At 71.4% G+C, this 16105-nt stretch carries 18 protein-coding genes; 12 read left to right on the forward strand and 6 right to left on the reverse strand.

Annotated elements, in window-relative coordinates; genetic code table 11:
- The first annotated feature begins 3 nt into the window (after positions 1-3).
- From BLT23_RS01145 to BLT23_RS01155, 3 genes are read left to right on the forward strand one after another with little or no spacing between them, the layout of a single operon-like run.
- Positions 4-1020, forward strand: coding sequence for an ABC transporter permease (locus BLT23_RS01145; RefSeq protein ID WP_090044587.1), 1017 nt, complete (start codon positions 4-6; stop codon positions 1018-1020).
- The gene (locus BLT23_RS01150) at positions 1017-1877 is read left to right on the forward strand and encodes an ABC transporter permease (RefSeq protein WP_218133595.1); all 861 of its coding nucleotides are present in this window, start codon (positions 1017-1019) and stop codon (positions 1875-1877) included. Before BLT23_RS01145 ends, BLT23_RS01150 begins: the two co-directional genes overlap by 4 nt.
- Positions 1874-3487, forward strand: a complete 1614-nt coding sequence (locus tag BLT23_RS01155) for an ABC transporter ATP-binding protein (protein ID WP_090044589.1) — start codon at positions 1874-1876, stop codon at positions 3485-3487. The genes BLT23_RS01150 and BLT23_RS01155 overlap by 4 nt, the downstream gene beginning before the upstream one ends.
- A 3-nt stretch (positions 3488-3490) precedes the next feature.
- Here BLT23_RS01155 and BLT23_RS01160 read toward each other — a convergent pair whose 3' ends face one another.
- The gene (locus BLT23_RS01160) at positions 3491-3928 is read right to left on the reverse strand and encodes a hypothetical protein (RefSeq protein ID WP_090044590.1); all 438 of its coding nucleotides are present in this window, start codon (positions 3926-3928) and stop codon (positions 3491-3493) included.
- A 77-nt stretch (positions 3929-4005) separates the two neighbouring features.
- Positions 4006-4359, reverse strand: a complete 354-nt coding sequence (locus tag BLT23_RS40445) for a transposase (RefSeq protein WP_176946539.1) — start codon at positions 4357-4359, stop codon at positions 4006-4008.
- Positions 4360-4627: 268 nt separating this feature from the next.
- Here BLT23_RS40445 and BLT23_RS01170 point away from each other — a divergent pair, with 268 nt between their 5' ends.
- From BLT23_RS01170 to BLT23_RS01185, 4 genes are all read left to right on the forward strand, one after another.
- Positions 4628-5488, forward strand: a complete 861-nt coding sequence (locus BLT23_RS01170) for an SDR family oxidoreductase (RefSeq protein WP_090044593.1) — start codon at positions 4628-4630, stop codon at positions 5486-5488.
- Between the two features lie 26 nt (positions 5489-5514).
- The gene (locus BLT23_RS01175; protein ID WP_245743415.1) at positions 5515-6213 is read left to right on the forward strand and encodes a type 1 glutamine amidotransferase domain-containing protein; all 699 of its coding nucleotides are present in this window, start codon (positions 5515-5517) and stop codon (positions 6211-6213) included.
- Positions 6214-6297: 84 nt separating this feature from the next.
- Positions 6298-7236, forward strand: a complete 939-nt coding sequence (locus BLT23_RS01180) for a quinone oxidoreductase family protein (protein WP_090044595.1) — start codon at positions 6298-6300, stop codon at positions 7234-7236.
- A gap of 21 nt (positions 7237-7257) precedes the next feature.
- The gene (locus BLT23_RS01185) at positions 7258-7845 is read left to right on the forward strand and encodes a TetR/AcrR family transcriptional regulator (RefSeq protein ID WP_090044596.1); all 588 of its coding nucleotides are present in this window, start codon (positions 7258-7260) and stop codon (positions 7843-7845) included.
- A gap of 15 nt (positions 7846-7860) precedes the next feature.
- Here BLT23_RS01185 and BLT23_RS01190 read toward each other — a convergent pair whose 3' ends face one another.
- Positions 7861-8202 (reverse strand): hypothetical protein, encoded by a 342-nt coding sequence (locus tag BLT23_RS01190; protein ID WP_143035775.1) that lies wholly within the window; start codon positions 8200-8202, stop codon positions 7861-7863.
- Positions 8203-8294: 92 nt separating this feature from the next.
- Here BLT23_RS01190 and BLT23_RS01195 point away from each other — a divergent pair, with 92 nt between their 5' ends.
- Positions 8295-8924 carry a TetR/AcrR family transcriptional regulator gene (locus BLT23_RS01195; RefSeq protein WP_090044601.1) on the forward strand — a complete coding sequence of 210 codons (630 nt, stop codon included), beginning with the start codon at positions 8295-8297 and terminating at the stop codon, positions 8922-8924.
- 78 nt (positions 8925-9002) lie between these two features.
- Entirely contained in the window at positions 9003-10244 is a 1242-nt protein-coding gene (locus tag BLT23_RS01200; RefSeq protein ID WP_245743417.1) for an FAD-dependent monooxygenase, read from the forward strand.
- Positions 10245-10252: 8 nt separating this feature from the next.
- On the opposite strand, the gene BLT23_RS01205 is transcribed toward BLT23_RS01200, so the two are convergent.
- Together BLT23_RS01205 and BLT23_RS01210 are read right to left on the reverse strand one after the other, a co-directional pair.
- Positions 10253-10963 carry a TetR/AcrR family transcriptional regulator gene (locus BLT23_RS01205; RefSeq protein WP_090044605.1) on the reverse strand — a complete coding sequence of 237 codons (711 nt, stop codon included), beginning with the start codon at positions 10961-10963 and terminating at the stop codon, positions 10253-10255.
- Between the two features lie 67 nt (positions 10964-11030).
- Positions 11031-11801, reverse strand: coding sequence for a helix-turn-helix domain-containing protein (locus BLT23_RS01210; protein WP_090044607.1), 771 nt, complete (start codon positions 11799-11801; stop codon positions 11031-11033).
- Between the two features lie 3 nt (positions 11802-11804).
- On the opposite strand from BLT23_RS01210, the gene BLT23_RS40450 reads away from it, so the two are divergent.
- The 3 genes from BLT23_RS40450 to BLT23_RS01225 all read left to right on the forward strand — a co-directional run bounded on the left by BLT23_RS40450 (position 11805) and on the right by BLT23_RS01225 (position 14082).
- Positions 11805-12170 carry a DoxX family protein gene (locus BLT23_RS40450; RefSeq protein ID WP_090044610.1) on the forward strand — a complete coding sequence of 122 codons (366 nt, stop codon included), beginning with the start codon at positions 11805-11807 and terminating at the stop codon, positions 12168-12170.
- A 180-nt stretch (positions 12171-12350) separates the two neighbouring features.
- Entirely contained in the window at positions 12351-13529 is a 1179-nt protein-coding gene (locus BLT23_RS01220) for a cytochrome P450 (RefSeq protein ID WP_090045654.1), read from the forward strand.
- A gap of 130 nt (positions 13530-13659) precedes the next feature.
- Entirely contained in the window at positions 13660-14082 is a 423-nt protein-coding gene (locus tag BLT23_RS01225; protein ID WP_090044611.1) for a DUF1761 domain-containing protein, read from the forward strand.
- Positions 14083-14310: 228 nt separating this feature from the next.
- Here the strand turns inward: BLT23_RS01225 and BLT23_RS01230 are convergent, their stop codons facing one another.
- Positions 14311-15996, reverse strand: coding sequence for a saccharopine dehydrogenase family protein (locus BLT23_RS01230; protein ID WP_218133596.1), 1686 nt, complete (start codon positions 15994-15996; stop codon positions 14311-14313).
- Between the last annotated feature and the right edge of the window lie 109 nt (positions 15997-16105).

Raw genomic sequence — 16105 nt, forward strand, 5'->3', positions numbered from 1 at the left:
CCGATGACCGGTTCCCCTTCTTCCGCAAGCCTTCCCGCCCGGCTGGCCCGTGACGTCGCGACCAAGCTCGCTCATGCCGTCGCGGTGGTGTTCGCGGCCTACTCCGCCACGTTCTTCCTGCTGTTCGTGCTGCCCGGCGACGCCGTGCTGGCGCGGATCGGCACGACCGACGCGATCGGGTCCAACGACCTCGCCCAGCTGGACCTCGACGCGCTGCGGTCGGAGGTGGGCCTCGCCGACAGCCTGTGGTCGCAGTACCTCCACGGCGTCACCGGCCTGCTGCGCGGCGACCTCGGCCGGTCGCTGATCACCGAGCAGCCCGTCACCACGCTGCTCGGGGAGGTGCTGCCGAACACCGTCACGCTCGGCGCGGTGTCGCTCGCCTTCTCGGTGCCGCTGGGTTTCCTGCTCGCCGTGCTCGCGGTCAACCCGAGGTCGAAGGCGGTCCGGTCGTTCGCCTCGATGGTGCCGTCCGCGTACGTGAGCCTGCCGGTGTTCTGGGTCGGCATCCTGTTCGTCTACCTATTCTCCATCACGCTCGGCTGGTTCCCGTCGAGCGGCAGCAGGGGCGCCGCGTCGCTGGTGCTGCCGGTCACCGTGCTGTCGTTGCTCGGCGCGGCTCAGTTCGCCCAGGTGCTGATCTCCAGCCTGCGCACCGAGCTGGGCACCACCTACGCGGCGGTCACGGCGCCCGCCAAGGGCGCGGGCCGGTTCCACACGCTCTACCGGCACTGCCTGCGCAACGCCTCGTTCCCGTTCCTCGCGGTGTTCGGCCTGCGGGTCGGGCAGCTGCTCGGCGGCGCCGTCGTGATCGAGATGGTGTTCTCCCGGGTCGGCCTCGGCAGGCTGATGGTCGACTCGGTCAAGGCGGTCGACCTGACCGTGGTGCTGGGCATCGTCGTCGTGCTCGCCGCCGTGTACGTCGCGATCAACGTCCTGGTCGACATCGGTTACGTGCTGCTCGACCCCCGTCTGCGCCGCCACCCGGCGAGCGCCACCCGGAAGGAGGCGGACGCGTGACCGACACGATCACGAGGGCCGTCGTCGAACCCGCGCCACCGCCCACCCCGGTCCGGCGCAGGCGCGGGCGTGTGCGCGAGCTGCACGTCCTGCTGGCACTGGTGGTGGTCCTGGTCGTGGTCGCCGTCTTCCCCGGACTGGTGACGTGGCACGACCCGTACGAGCTGGACGGCCTGCCGTTCACCGCGCCGAACGGCGACTTCCCGTTCGGCACCGACGAGATCGGCCGCGACCTGTACTCCCGGGTCGTGCACGGTCTGCGCGTCTCGCTGTTCTCGGCGGTGCTCGCGGTGGTCGTCGCACTGGCCGGGGGAGCGGTGATCGGCGTGCTGTCCGGCCTGCGTCCCGGCGGCCTGCTCGACCGCGCGCTCGGCATCCTCACCGAGGCCGTCATGGCCATCCCCGGTGTGCTGCTGGCCCTCGCCGTCATCACGACGTACGGCCGCGGCGCGTTCGTGGCGGCGGTGGCCATCGGCATCGGTGAGGCCACCGGGTTCGCCCGGCTCATCCGGGGCTGCGTGATCCAGGCGGGCACCCTGACGTACGTCGAGGCCGCGCGCACGTGCGGTGCCGGCCCGTTGCGCGTGGTCTTCCGGCACGTCGTGCCGAGCATCCACCACCCGGTGCTGTCCTACACGGCACTGCACTTCGGGCTCGCGATGCTCGCCATCGGCTCGTTGAGCTACCTCGGGTTCGGCGAGGCACCGCCGTCCGCGGAGTGGGGCGTCCTGATCGCGGGAGGCCAGAAGTACCTGGCGCACGCGTGGTGGGTCGCCGTCGTCCCCGGCCTCGCGCTGACCGCCGTGGTCGTGCTGTTCAGCCGTATCGCCTACCTGTCGCAGAAGGACAACCGATGACCCCGCTCGTCTGGATCACCGGCCTCACCGTCGCCTACCGCCGCGCGCACGACGACGTCGAGGACACCGCACTGGAGTCGGTCTCGCTGGACGTCCCGGCCGGACAGGTGACCGCGGTCATCGGCGAGTCCGGCTCCGGCAAGAGCACCCTCGCGCACGCCGTCGTGAGGTTGTTGCCGCACAACGGGCACATCAGGTCCGGCCGGATCGAGCTCGGCGGCGAGGACGTGCTCCTGCGCGGCGACCGGGAGTTCCGGGCGTTGCGCGGCAGGCACATCGGGTTCGTGCCGCAGGACCCGGTCGCGTCGCTCAACCCGACCAAGACCGTCGGCGCGCAGCTCAAGGAGGCGTTCAGCCTCGCGAGGTCGCCGCTGTCGCCGCAGGCCGTCGAGGAGCGGATCCACCAGGACCTGCTCGACGTCGGGTTCGCCGACCCGGCCGCGTTGCTCGCCCGCTACCCGCACGAGCTGTCCGGCGGGATGCGGCAACGCGTGCTGGTCACCATCGCGTTCTCCCAGCGCCCCCGCCTGGTCATCGCCGACGAACCGACCAGTGCGCTGGACGTGCTGGTGGGCAAGGAGGTCCTGACGGCGATCCACGCCGCACGCGTCCGCCACGACACCACGGTCGTGCTGATCACCCACGACCTCGCGGTGGCGAGCCGCAACGCCCAGCACGTGGTCGTGATGGAACGCGGCGTCGTCGTCGAGACGGGGCCCGTCGAGCAGGTGTTCGCCCACCCCGAGCACCCCTACACCCGGGCCCTGCTGGCCAGCTCCGCGCGCGTGGCCCAGGGCCGCGTCCTCAGCATCGCCGAGGCCCACCTGCGCCGCGCCGTCCAGCCGGTGCGCGAGACCGGGCAGCCGGTCGTGGAGCTGGAGGCCGTGTCCAAGCGGTTCGGGACGGCGCGGCGCGGCACGCTGGCCGTCGACGGCGTCTCGCTCACCGTGCCGCGCGGCTCGACGTTCGCGCTCGTCGGCGAGTCCGGCTCGGGGAAGACCACCACCAGCAGGCTCGTCCTCGGCCTCGAACGCCCGGACGCCGGAAGCGTGCGGGTGCTCGGCCGCTCGGTGCCGGACCTGCGCCGCGGCGAGCTGCGGGACCTGCGCCGGCGGATGCAGGTGGTCTACCAGAGCCCGTTCGAGTCGTTGAACCCCAGGCTTTCCCTGCGCGGCATCATCAGCGAGCCCCTGGACGCGTACCGGATCGGCAGCCGCGCGGAACGTCTGGCCCGCGTGGACGAGCTGCTCGACCTGGTGCGGCTGCCGCGTTCCTACCGCGACCGCAGGCCCACCGAACTGTCCGGCGGCCAGCGCCAACGGGTGGCCATCGCCCGCGCCCTGGCGTTGCGCCCGGAGCTGCTGGTGCTGGACGAACCGGTGTCCGCCCTCGACGCGACGGTCCAGGCGAGGGTGCTGGAGCTGCTCACCGAGCTGCAACGCGAGCTGGACCTGACGTACTTCCTGATCACCCACGACCTCGCGGTGGTCTCGGACGTCGCCCAGCGGGTGGCGGTCATGCGCGCCGGGCGCATCGTCGAGCACGGCACCACGTCCGACGTGATCCTCACCCCGCACGACGACTACACGCAGGCACTGCTGGCCGTCTGAGGCTCAAACGGCGGCGGGCACGACCGGGTGGATCTCCACGTCGAGGACGGTCGACACCGCGGGCAGCACCCGGCACCCGCCGCGGTACTGCTCCAGCAGCTCCTCGACCTCCTGCTCGGTCAGCCCGTCGACCATGACCTCCACCCGCACCCTGCCGACCTTGAGCCGGCCGGGCGTGTACCGCGACGTCCGCGCCCGCACGTGCACGGCGCGGGAGTCCGGGTTGTCCACGCCCGGCTCGCCGCCGGTGCGCAGCACGTTGAGGAGGTTGACGACGAGCGCGGACACCAGCAGGTCCAGCGGGCCGGGAGCCCGTCCGGGACCACCCGAGGCGACCGAGCCGTCCGCCAGCAGCTCGAAGGCGGGCCCGCGCACGGCGAACCGGCCGCCGACGTCGGTCGTGCAGCCCGTGATGGCGCTGATGTAGTCGTACCCGCTCATCTGCCCTCCTGCCTCGAGACGCTCCCAGTGTGCGCCAGACGGAGGGCGATTCACGCGGTGTACCGCGATGTGGACGGTCAGCGCTTGGCGAGCTCCGCCGCGAAGATCGCGGACGCCTTCTTCAGCACCTCGATCTCCTCCCGCAGCGTCTCGATGAGCTGCTGCGACGACTCCAGCTCCGACTCCAGCTCCGCGATGCGGGTCAGCAGCCGCTCGCGGGGAGCCTGCCGCAGCTGCGCGGCGCCGCCGGTGCTGAACATGCCGTCGTCGAGCCGCTTCACCCAGATCCGCAGGGACTGCTCGCCGACGCCGAACTCCTCGGCCACCTCGCGCAGGATCGACCGGTTGCCGGGCTCGGCCTGGCGGCGCTCCACGGCACGGCGGACAGCGGCGTCGCGCACCTCGTCGCTGTACTTCCGCTCGAACGCCATGACCTGCCCTTCCGTCCACGGTTCCCGACACAGAGTAACGACTGGCGCGGTGCCGTGGTGACCGGACGTACCGGGCGCGGGCGGAAACTGCCGCTGATGCGTCCACTGTGGACTTGGGGCTCCGGGTGGGACGGGGAGTCCCAGGTTGCCGAGTCCGAGGCCGCGCAGGGCCCGTGATGACCCCCGAAACGCCCTTCCGGTCCTCCAGCATTGAGTCATACCGGAAACGGGACCAAGAGCCCGGACCACAACGGAGAGAAGGAAGACGATGACCTTCCCAGCGGACCGCCCCGCCACCTGGTTCGTCACGGGTACCTCGCGCGGCCTCGGACTCGAGCTGGTCAGGCAGCTGCTGGACCGCGGGGACAACGTCGCGGCCACCACCCGCTCCGCGGACCGCCTGCTGTCCGCGCTGGGGGAGAGCACCGGCACGGAGCGCCTGCTGCCGCTGACCGTCGACCTGCGGGACGAGACGGCCGTCGCCGAGGCCGTCCGGCAGACCACCGAGCGCTTCGGCGGCCTCGACGTCGTCGTGAACAACGCCGGCTACGGCTTCCTGGCCGCGGTCGAGGAGACCAGCGCCGACGACGTCCGCGACATGCTGGACGTGCAGGTCGCCGGGGTGTGGAACGTCCTGCGCGCCACGCTGCCGATCCTGCGCGAGCAGCGCGCGGGCCACGTCGTCAACGTGTCGTCCGTGCTGGGCCTGACGTCGGTCCCCGGCTGGGGCCTGTACTGCGCGGGCAAGTACGCGCTGGAGGGCCTGACCGAGGCGCTCGCCGGTGAGGTCGCCGAGTTCGGCGTCAAGGTCACGATCGTCGAGCCGGGCTACTTCCGCACGGACTTCCTGACGACCGACTCGCTCGCGCTGCCGCGGGACACCACGGACGCCTACCCGGCGATCCGCGAGATGGTCGAGAACCACCTCAAGCTCCAGGGCAGCCAGCTCGGCGACCCGGTGAAGGGCGCGCGGGTCATGATCGAGCGGGTCGTGAGCGGCGAGGGCCCGTTGCGCCAGATCCTCGGTTCCGACTCGCACGCCTACGCCACCGCCAAGGTCCAGGCGTTGCGGGAGAACCTCGACGCCGCCGCCGGGACCGCCGGCGTCACCGACTTCGCGTCCGCCTGACCTTCCACCAGAAACGGGGAACCGTCGTGAGCAAGAAGATCCTGATCGTCATGTCCGCGGCCGACACCTGGGAGCGCACGGACGGGTCGAAGTACCCGACCGGCTACTGGGCCGAGGAGGTCGCCGCACCGCACGAGAAGTTCGCCGAGGCGGGGTTCACCGTCGACTTCGCCTCGCCCGGCGGGGTGTTGCAGCCGCTCGACCGGCACAGCGCCGACCCGGAGATCGCGGGCCCGGACGCCGCGCACCACGTCGAGCACGCCGAGCGCGCGCTGCGGGAGTTCGGTCCGCTGTTCAAGCTGGAGGACGTCGACCTCGGCGACTACGCCGCGATCGTCCTGCCCGGCGGCCACGGCCCGGTGGTCGACCTCCACCAGGACGCCGACCTCGGCCGCCTGCTCGTCGAGGCCGACGCGCAGGGCAAGGTCATCGGCGCGGTGTGCCACGGACCGGCCGCCCTGCTGTCCGCTGTGGACACGAGCGGCAGGTGGGTGTTCGAGGGCAGGAAGATGGCCGCCTTCACCGACGAGGAGGAGCAGCTGTTCGGCACCGCCGACAACGCTCCGTGGCTGCTCGCCGGCACGCTGCGGGAGAAGGGCGCGCTGCACTCGGGCGGACCGGCCTACCAGGCGTACACCGTCCGCGACGGCAACCTGTTCACCGGCCAGAACCCCGCCTCCAGCGCCCCGATGGCCGAGGCCATGATCGCCGCCCTCGCGGAGTAGCCCCTCTCGAAGACCGCTTGACGATGGAGACCACATCCGATTACGTTCTGATCCGGAACGAAACGTAATCGGAGGTGGTCGTTCGTGCAGGCACTCGTCGTGCAGTCGTCGGGAGAGGTCGAGGTCAACGAGGTCCCGGACCCGGAACCGGGGCCGGGACAGGTCCTCGTCGAGACCGAGGTGGCGGGCGCGGGGTTCGTGGACGTGATGCTCCGGCGCGGCCAGTACGCGGGTTCCGCCGCGGGCATGGTGCCGGGCGTGGAGGTCGTCGGCCGCGTGCGTGCGGCAGGTGCGGACGTCCCGGCTGACCTGGTCGGGCAGCGGGTGCTGGCCCAGCCGTCCCTCGGCGGCTACGCGGAGCTGGTGGCCGTCGACGCCGGCCGGGTCCTGCCGCTGCCGGAGGACACCGACGCGGCGAGCGCCGTCGCACTGGGCGTGAACGCGCTGGTCGCCGAGGTCTCGCTGAGCCGGGCGGGCGTGCGGAACGGCACCAGGGTCCTGGTCCGCGGCGCGAGCGGCGGCGTCGGCCTCCTCGCGACCCAGGTCGCGGCGGCCAGGGGTGCCGAGGTCACCGCGGTCACCTCGTCGGCGGAGAGAGCCGACCGCCTGCGGGCGTTGGGCGCGACGACCGTCGTCGACCGCACCACGGCCACCGTCTCCGGCGGGCCCTACGACGTGGTGGTCGACCCGGTGGCGGGCCCGGACATGCCGTCGTTCCTGGAGCTGCTCGACGCCAACGGCCACTACGTGGCGTGCGGTGCCGCCGCCGGGACCCCGCCGGACGCCTTCTTCCACGCCCTGCTGGCGGCCTTCTTCCGGTCGCCGACGCTGATGGCGTTCAGCCTGAGCTCCGTCACGCAGGACGAGCTTCGCGCGTCGTGGCGGGAGATCACGACGCTGTGGGCGAAGGGCGCGCTCGAACCCGTTGTGGACGAACGCCTGCCCCTGGCCGAGGCCGAGAAAGCGCTCGTGGCGCTGGAGGCCGGGACGCCGTTCGGCAAGGTGGTGCTGACGTGCGGCTAAGGTGACGCCAGGGAGGGAGCCATGCCACGCCAGCGGGACGAGCGCATCGACGACTCGGTGCTCACCGCCGTCTCGGCCCTGATGCGCGAGGTCGGCTACGCCGGGCTGACCATGGAGGCCATCGCCACGCGGGCGGGCACCACCAAACCGGCGGTCCGCCGCCGCTGGCAGACCCGCCAGCAGCTGGTGCTCGCCGCGATGGCCCGCGACCAGGTCGGCCTCGTCGAGCTGGACACCGGGTGCCTGCACTGCGACCTCATCGGCCAGCTGGAGGCGCTGCGGATCGGCATGGAGGACCCGGCGATGTACCGGGTCGTCCCCGGCCTGCTGGCCGACCTGGTCGACGACCCGGTGCTGCGGCAGGACTTCCTCGACACGGTGTGGGAACCGCGCCGCGCATCCTGTGTCATCGCCCTGCGGAACGCGGAGCAGCGCGGCGAGATCAAGTTCGACGACGTCGACCTCGTCCTGGACCTCTTCGTCGCGCCGGTCGTGTTCCGCGCGCTGTTCCGCCACGCGCCCTCGGGGCCGGACCTCTCCGAGCGCGTGGCGCTCGCGGTGCTGGCGGGCATCGGCAACCCCGGCCCGTACCGGTGCGGCCAGGGGTGAGTTCCGGTCCGGCGCTCAGACCGCGATGGCCAGGACCAGCAGGACCGAGGACACGAGGATCATCGGCACGTACCGGACGAGCTTGCCGAGCGGCTCGCGGATCCGGGTGTGCAGCAGCAGCGACATGACCGACTCCAGCACGACCATGACCGCTCCGGCGACCGCGACCGGCCCGAACTTCAGCCCTGCCGCCAAGGCCGCCGCGGCGACGATCTCGAACGCGCCCATGACGCGGAACCACGTGTATGACAGGCGCAGCGTCTCCGCGTTGGAGCGGAACACGGCGATTCCGCCGATCCGCAGCGTCCCCGCCACGAACATCAAGACGCCGAAGAAGATCGACAGAACGACGAACAACAAGTCCATTGTGGTTTCTCCGCTGAGCTGGATTCTCGTGGTGCCAGCGGAAGGTAGCGATGCGCACCCGGCGGAATGGCTAAAGTGAGAGCATGGCCGACGGTTTGCCTCACTCCCTGCGGTCGGACGCCCGCGACAACCGGGACCGCATCCTGGAGGCGGCGCGGGAGCTGTTCTCGGCCGAAGGACTGGACGTGTCGACGCAGCGGATCGCCCGGCACGCCGGAGTGGGCCCGGCGACGCTCTACCGGCGGTTCCCGACCAAGGAGGCGCTCGTCGCCGAGGCGTTCGCCGAGCAGATGTGGCACTGCGGCACCGTTCTCGACGAGGCGCTCGCCGATCCCGATCCCTGGCGGGGCTTCTGCTCCGTGATCGTCCGGCTGTTCGAGCTGCACGTCCGCGACCGCGGCTTCACCGCCGCGTTCCTGTCGGCCTACCCCAAGGTGCTGACGCTCGAGAACACCCGCGCGGAGCTGATGGCGAAGGCCGGTGAGCTGGCCCGCCGGGCGAAGGAGTGCGGGAAGCTCCGTCCCGACTTCGTCCCGCAGGACCTGGTCCTGGTCATCATGGCCAACAGCGGCATCCGGGCCGCCGAGGCGGACCAGGCCGTGCAGGCGTCGCGTCGGTTCGCGGCACTGGCCATCGAGGGGTTCCGGGCCACCCCCGGTGCCGCGCCACTCCCGCCCGCCTCCTGGACGCCCAGGCTGACGCCGGCCACCTGACCCACCGGCTCGGCGACCGCGGGCGGACCGTTGACTGACCAAGTGGCCAATCTGGTCAGTTGGTTCTACAGTGAGATCATGACACACCTTCGAAACGACCGCCGAGCGCTGGTCGTGGGCCTGGGAATCGCGGGCATGTCCGCGGCCGTCGCACTGCGCCAAGCCGGTTGGACGCCGCTCATCGTCGAGAAAGCACCAGGTCGCAGACGTGGCGGCTACTTCATCGGCCTGTTCGGCGTCGGCCGCAACGCCGCCGGGCGGCTGGGGGTGACGGGCGGGCTGGAGGACCGTTCCCCCGCGAACGCCGCGAGCTTCGAGATCGACCGCAACGGCGTCAAGCGGCCCAGCCCCGGGTTCGCGGACCAGCCGGGCAGCCCGGCCCTCATGCTGCGCGGCGACGCGGAGGAGGTGCTCTTCTCCGCTCTCGCGGACGACATCGAGGTCCGCTTCTCGACCACCCCCGTCGCCATCCGCCAGGACGACGACGGTGCCGAGGTCACCTTGCGCGACACGGCGGACGGCTCCGAGAGCGTCGAGCGGTTCGACCTGGTCGTCGGCGCGGACGGCCTGCGCTCCACCGTCCGCAAGCTCGTCTTCGGGCCGGACGGCGACTACCTGAAGCGCCTCGACTACATGATCGCGGCCTTCCACCTGCCCGGCGACCTGCCGGGGGTCGCCGAGGGGGAGGCGGTGACGCTGGCCGAACCCGGCCGCTCCTTCTGGGTGTTCCCGTTCGCCGGCAAGCCCAGCTCGGTGCTCTTCTCCTACCGCACGGACGACGTCGACGCCGAGTTCACGGCACCGCCGGCGCAGCGCATCCGCGCGGCCTATGGACCGGAACCGCTGGGAGCGGTCATGGAACACGCGGTCCGCGCACTGGAGACGGCGGACGAGTACCTGTTCGACTCCGTCGAGCAGGTGCACCTCGACTCGTGGCACCGGGGCCGGGTCGTCCTGGTCGGCGACGCGGCGTGGTGCACCACCCTGTACTCCGGAATGGGCGCGTCGAACGGCATCGCCGGCGCGGAGCTGCTCGGGACCATGCTCTCCCGCCACCCCGAGGACCTCGAACTGGCGTTGGGCCAGTGGGAACGGACCGTGCGCCCGTTCGTCAGCTACTTCGCGGAGTTCGCGAACCGCGGGCGAATCCTGTTCACGCCCGCCAACCGTCGCGAGTACTTCGGCAGGAAGGCGTTGATGCGCGTCGTGGGCTCACCGGTGGCCTCGGTGGCGCAACGCCTGCTCGGCGCGGACCAGAAGAACTTCCGGCTGCGCAACGCGGATCTCGAAGCCGCGTACCACCTCCTCGCGGAGAAGTGACCCCGCGGCTACCGGTCCGACGGCAGCAGGAACTCCCGCACGGACTTCGCCGAGTCGCCGAGAAAGGCCAGCACGTCGCTCGACAGTGCTTGCAGCCCACCGGGTTTGACGTCCGTGACGCCGAGCAGGGCCTCCGTCGCGGCGGACAGCACCTCGTCGGGTGACGTCGCCGTCTCCAGCCTGTCGATCTCGGGGTGGGTCTGCATCTGCAGGTGCCCGACCGTGAGGACCTGCAACGCGTACGCCTGGTCGTCGAGCTGCCAGTCCGCGCGGATCACGCCGTGCTCGCGCCAGATCGGGAGCAGTCCGGTGATCAGCGCGGAGGCCCCGTGCCGGTGCAGGAGGTCCTGGCTGCGCGGGTGGTCGATGATGATGCCGAGCAGCTCGGCGTCGTGCGTCTGCAGCGCGCGGGCGAGGGGCCGGTCCAGTGCGGCACGGACGATGTGCGCGCAGAACCGGTGCGGCAGCGTGAGTTCCGGCTGCCGCCTCGCTTCGGCGAGGTAGACCTCGATGACGGTCAGGATCTCGTTCGCCAGCAGCTCGACGAAGATGTCCTCTTTGGTCTGCCAGTACAGGTAGACCGTGCCCTTGCCGATGTGCGCCCGTTCCGCGATGTCGGAGATCGTGACGCCCTTGTAGCCCCGCTTCAGGATCAGCTCCTGGGCGGCGGACAGGATGCGTGCGGCCTTCTGCTCGTCGTGACGCGCTGGTGAGGGCATGGCGTGGCGACTCCCGATCCGGTCCGGTGCTGAGCGTGCCCAGTCTGCCCGTCCCGGCGAGCGGGTCTCAACTCGCTCGCCGCCGTGCCGGGCGTGGCGGGGCGGACGGTGGCCCGAACTCCGAGAACGTGCGGCCGATCAGGCCCCGCGCCGTCCGGGTGAGGTGGGCCTGGTCGGCGAAACCCGTCGCCGCGGCCACGGCGGCGACCGAGCTCGCGGGCAGACCGGCCACGGCGGCGTTCAGCCTGGCCCACAGCCGGAGCCGGGCCAGGGGAACAGGAACCTGGCCGCGGACGAGTGCGCGCAGCCGCGGCGCGGACAGGGTCAGGTCCTGTGCGATGGAGGCGATCGAAGCATCATGATCCGCGGCTATCGCCCGCAACGCCCGTACAACGCGCTCGTCCTTGACAGTGCTCCTGGGCGCGACGCGGTACAGCTCGGCGCGGACCGCCTCGACGTCCACCTCGTCGTCGCTTCTCGGCAGGGCAGCCGATCGCATCCGCCGGGCCGCGTCCGCTTCGATGCGGGACGGCGTGGAACCCGCTGCGAGAGCCCAGGAATCCACCGTCAACGCGACGTACTCGGACGACACCTCGCACGTGTGCGAGACCTGGGGCGGCACGATGACGCCGCCGTCGCTCTCCAGGCCGCGGCCGTCGCCAAAGCGGATCGCGACGGTTCCACCGAGCGGCAGGACGATCTTCCACGCGGGTTGCCGATGCGGCGTGACGCGGAACGGGCCGGACTCGTGGAGCACCGCGACCGACTCGCCGGCCGCGAAACGCAGGCGCCGATCGTTTCGTTCAAGCGTCCACGACGCCGCGGGCGACACCCTCACGGCATGAACGCGATCGCCGTTGCGCTTGCCATCTTCCTCATCGTCCACAGTGCCGTGCACTTCGTCGCACCGAGATTCGTCAGGGCGATGGTACCGGCGTGGGTGCCCCGCCCTGAGCTGCCGGTCGCCCTCGGAGGAGCGGCCCTGCTCGTCGACGGCCTGCTGCTCCTGCTCCCGGCAACCCGTGCGGCGGCGGGCTGGGGTGCGGCGGGGCTGATCCTCGTCTTCATGGTGGCGCACCTGGACTCGCTCGCCCGAGCCCTTCGCGAGCGGCCGCGGCGGCTCCGCGCGCAGGTGGCCGCGACCGTCAAGGTGCTGCTGAACCTCGGCTACGCCGGTGTTGCCGTCGCGGTCGCCGTGCTGGCGTGAACGCCCCGGCTCACCGGCGGGACCGGCAGCCGAGGACGAGTCTCATCCGGCTGTCTGACCAAGTGGCCAATCCGGTCAGTAAGTCGGTACGGTGGGTGGTGGGTCCGGCCGGCCCCTCACTCCCCGCACCACGCCACCCGCTCGGGACCGAGCGAGTTCGAAGGAGACCGCAGAGTGTCGATGGAAGTCCGAGACCTGTTCGCCGCACTGCCCACCGAACGCGACGGCTTCGGCCCCTCCGCCGCGTTGACCGCCGCCCGCGAGCAGACCCGCGTGACACCGCTCGGCGGGACGGCGAACCCGGCCGCCTGGCTGGTGTCCAGGTACGAGGACGTGAAGACCGTGCTGTCCAACGCCGACCTGTTCGGCAACGAGGAGGCGGCACCGAAGTTCCCGGGGGCGAACGGCCAGGAAGAGGTGATGGCGGGCAGCTTCCTGTCCTACGACCCGCCGAAGCACACCAGGCTGCGGCGCATGCTGGGCGGCGTGTTCACGCACCGCCGCGTCCAGGACCTGCGTCCCCGCGTCGCCGAGATCGTCGACGCGCACCTCGACGCGATGGCGCGCACCGGCCCGCCGGCGGACCTGGTCGCCGACTTCGCGCTGCCCGTGCCGTCACTGGTGATCTGCGAGCTGCTCGGCGTTCCCTGGGAGGAGCGCGAGGAGTTCCAGGACCGCAGTGCCCGGATGCTCAACGGCGACCTCGGCAAGGAGGAGCAGGACAGGGCCACCCTGGAGCTGTACCAGTACCTGGGCGGCCTGGTCGTGCGCACCCGCGCCAAGCCGGGCGACGACGTCCTCGGCATGCTGGTGACCGTCCACGGCGACGAGCTGAGCGACGCGGAACTGACGGGAATGGCGCTGCTGCTCCTGGTGGCGGGCCACGAGACGACCGCGAACATGCTGAGCCTCGGCACGGTGGGGCTCCTGACCCACCCCGACCAGCTCACCCTGCTCCGCCAGGACCCGGCCGCCGCGGTCGAGGAGCTCCTGCGCTGGCTCTCCGTCGTCTCCACCAGCCTCGTCCGGACGGCCGCCCGTGACACCGAGATCGCCGGCACGACCGTCCACAAGGGAGACCTGGTCGTCGTGTCGCTGACCGCGGCCAACCGCGACCCCCGGCACTTCGGCGACCCCGACGTGCTGGACATGACCCGCGAACGCAAGCCGCACCTGGCGTTCGGCCACGGCATCCACCACTGCCTCGGCGCACCCCTGGCACGGCTGGAGATGCAGATCGCCTTCCCGGCCCTGTTCGACCGTTTCCCGGCCCTGGCCCTCGCGCAACCGGCCCACGAGATCCAGTACCGCCCGAAGAGCGCCGTCTTCGGACCCCTCGCCCTCGCCGTCGAGTGGTGACCGGACAGGTCCTTTCCGGACGGTGAACCAGGTCACCCTCCCCCGAAGAAGTAGCGGACCGAAGCTGTCCTCTTCTGCCGCCACAGTGGCCGCCTGCACGGCACCGGCTCTTCTTCAAAGGAAAGTGACCATGACTGTCTTCACCGCACTGGCGTCCGTCAACTGGATCGCCGTGCTGCTCTCCGTCGTCGCGTACACCGTGCTCGGCGGCCTCTGGTTCGCGGGACTGTTCGCCAAGCACTACGCCGCCTCGCTCGGCCGGGAGAGCACGCCGAAGCCGGAGCAGCCCGCGCTGTTCTTCGGCGGCCCGGCCGTCGCGACGCTGTTCGTCGTGACCACGACCGCCGCACTGATGCGGGCACTGGACATCAACGCCGTCGGCGACGCCCTCGTGTTCGCGTTGGTCATCGGGATCGGCTTCCTGGCGGCGAACACGGTGATCATCGCGATCAACCCGAACATGCCGCGGCCGTTGTTCTACAGCCTGATCTCGGGCTCTTACCACCTCGTCGGCATCGTCATCACGGCGCTGATCCTGGTGGCGTTCGGCTAAGCACGCTTCCAGCACTGCTGTCCGTAACACCCCTCCCGCTCGCGACTCTCTTTCGTGTTTCCCGTGTAGTACGCGGGGGCCCTACGTCCCATGTAGGGAAACGTAGGGCCCCCGCGTTCCCAAGCCACGTCACGCAGCGCAGGCGGGACCGCCTGGGTGGGTGACGCGCGGGCGGGTGTGGGGCGGGAAAGGGGACAGCAACTCTGGCGGCTTGGGAAAGCGGTTCGGCTAGGGCAGGCGCCGCACCGAGATCTCGAACCCCTGCGCGGACAGCCGGTCGGCGAGGTGGTGGTCCATGGCGACGGATGGTGTCAGCACGCCGCCGTCCGACGTCAGCGGATCGGTCGCCAGCGAGAGCACGCTCTGCCCGAGCATGATCGACGTGGCGCGGTACCCCGGGTCGACCGAGGCTCCCACGGTCGCCACGTACCGCGCCCCGGTCGTGGTGCGGGTGTGGATCGCCACCCGGAAGAGGCCGTTCTCCTGCGTCTTCTCCGACGGACCGGACCCCGGCGGCAGCAGCCGGGTCATGATCGGCCGGGTGAGGCGGGACGTGAGCACGAACTTCATGAACGACAACCCGAACGTGAGCCCCACGGCCTGCAGGCGCGCCAACGGCGACGTTCCGACGCCCATGCCCTCGCGGTAGCGGAAGCCGGGACCGTACCCGCCTTCGGTGAGCGAGGCGCTGCGGCGGACGAACCTGCTGTTGAACGGGCCTCCCATCGCCGGGGCGAGCCACCGGCCGGTCAGGGGGTCGCGGAACGCGGACACCGGATCGGAGTCCACTGTGGACCCGGTGGGAACGGCGAGGGCGAACGGGTCGGCGATCGCGGCCCGCAGGGCGGGATCGGCTTTGAGGGCGGCGCTCAGCGCCTGGTTGGAGTCGAAGTTGCCCGCGCTGAAGCCACCTTTGAACTCATCGAGGATGCTGACGGTCTCCGTCAGGCCGCCTTCGCCGTCGGCGCGGGCCCGGTCGGCGAGCAGGAACGTGCCGAGGTCCGACGGGATCGCCTCGAACCCGCACGCGTGGACGATCCGGGCACCCGACCGCACGGCGAGGTCGTGCAGTTCGGTGATGCTGCGGCGGACGAACGGCACCTCGCCGCTCAGGTCGGCGTAGGAGGTGCCCTGGCGGGCGCAGGCCGCGGCGAGGGGGAAGCCGTGGCGCCCGATGGTCGACGCGACCGCGCGGGTGGACGCCGCGAGCTCCTTCGCACCCTCGTCGTCGCGGATGTCCAGCGCGATCACCGGCCACTGCACACCGAGGTCCTTCCGCAGCGCCATGAGCTTGCGCGCGTCACGCCCCGCGAGCGCGATCTTGGCGTCCGGTGCGGCTGCCGCCAGGTGCTTCGCGGTGAGACGGCCGACGAACCCGGTCGCGCCGTGCAGGACGATGTCGAACCTCCGGTGCGGGCCCGACACGGACTCGACCGCGGACTCTTCCGGCGACACGTGTTCGTTCACGGTGCGGACTGCCTTGCTGGTGACGGGAGCACGGCCGCGGGAGGCGAAGAACCACACGACGGCCGCGGTGGCGGACGCGGGAACCGTGCCCAGCGCGAGGAACCACGCGATGGGGTCGGGCAGGGGAGTGCTCGCGGTGGGGTGCGCGATGAGGTGCGCGGCGATCACGGACGAGGCCCACACGGTGCCGGTGATGGCTCCGCGCGCGACGGCTCCGGGCAGCGTGCGGTGCTGGGCTCCCGCGGGCAGGCCGCCGATCATGGACACGGCCGTGGCGAGGACGTACGCCGTGAGGCTGATGCCGGCGGCGAGCCCGACGAGCGCGCCTCCCAGGACCGGGCCCACGGCCAGCTCCCAGACCTGACGGGCTCCGCGCATGTCCGCGAGACGCGGCTGGGTGCGCAGGAAGCCCTTGGCGGGCACGGCCTTCACTGGAACTGCGGTCATGGGGGAGGACTCCTGGCGGGTGAGCAGACGCTACGACTCCATCGTGTTGATCAGCGAAGTCCTCCGGCAATGTCAAACTGCACCAGAATCCACGGAAACTGGTGCACTT

This window comes from Lentzea fradiae (assembly GCF_900100955.1).
GTDB lineage: Bacteria > Actinomycetota > Actinomycetes > Mycobacteriales > Pseudonocardiaceae > Lentzea > Lentzea fradiae.

What these genes read in the sequence shown, in the direction of transcription:
- BLT23_RS01145 (WP_090044587.1), top strand. Translation starts at nt 4, where the DNA reads ATGACCGGTTCCCCTTCTTCCGCAAGCCTTCCCGCCCGGCTGGCCCGT.
- BLT23_RS01155 (WP_090044589.1), top strand. Translation starts at nt 1,874, where the DNA reads ATGACCCCGCTCGTCTGGATCACCGGCCTCACCGTCGCCTACCGCCGC.
- BLT23_RS01160 (WP_090044590.1), bottom strand. Translation starts at nt 3,928, where the DNA reads ATGAGCGGGTACGACTACATCAGCGCCATCACGGGCTGCACGACCGAC.
- BLT23_RS40445 (WP_176946539.1), bottom strand. Translation starts at nt 4,359, where the DNA reads ATGGCGTTCGAGCGGAAGTACAGCGACGAGGTGCGCGACGCCGCTGTC.
- BLT23_RS01170 (WP_090044593.1), top strand. Translation starts at nt 4,628, where the DNA reads ATGACCTTCCCAGCGGACCGCCCCGCCACCTGGTTCGTCACGGGTACC.
- BLT23_RS01185 (WP_090044596.1), top strand. Translation starts at nt 7,258, where the DNA reads ATGCCACGCCAGCGGGACGAGCGCATCGACGACTCGGTGCTCACCGCC.
- BLT23_RS01195 (WP_090044601.1), top strand. Translation starts at nt 8,295, where the DNA reads ATGGCCGACGGTTTGCCTCACTCCCTGCGGTCGGACGCCCGCGACAAC.
- BLT23_RS01200 (WP_245743417.1), top strand. Translation starts at nt 9,003, where the DNA reads ATGACACACCTTCGAAACGACCGCCGAGCGCTGGTCGTGGGCCTGGGA.
- BLT23_RS01205 (WP_090044605.1), bottom strand. Translation starts at nt 10,963, where the DNA reads ATGCCCTCACCAGCGCGTCACGACGAGCAGAAGGCCGCACGCATCCTG.
- BLT23_RS40450 (WP_090044610.1), top strand. Translation starts at nt 11,805, where the DNA reads ATGAACGCGATCGCCGTTGCGCTTGCCATCTTCCTCATCGTCCACAGT.
- BLT23_RS01220 (WP_090045654.1), top strand. Translation starts at nt 12,351, where the DNA reads ATGGAAGTCCGAGACCTGTTCGCCGCACTGCCCACCGAACGCGACGGC.
- BLT23_RS01225 (WP_090044611.1), top strand. Translation starts at nt 13,660, where the DNA reads ATGACTGTCTTCACCGCACTGGCGTCCGTCAACTGGATCGCCGTGCTG.
- BLT23_RS01230 (WP_218133596.1), bottom strand. Translation starts at nt 15,996, where the DNA reads ATGACCGCAGTTCCAGTGAAGGCCGTGCCCGCCAAGGGCTTCCTGCGC.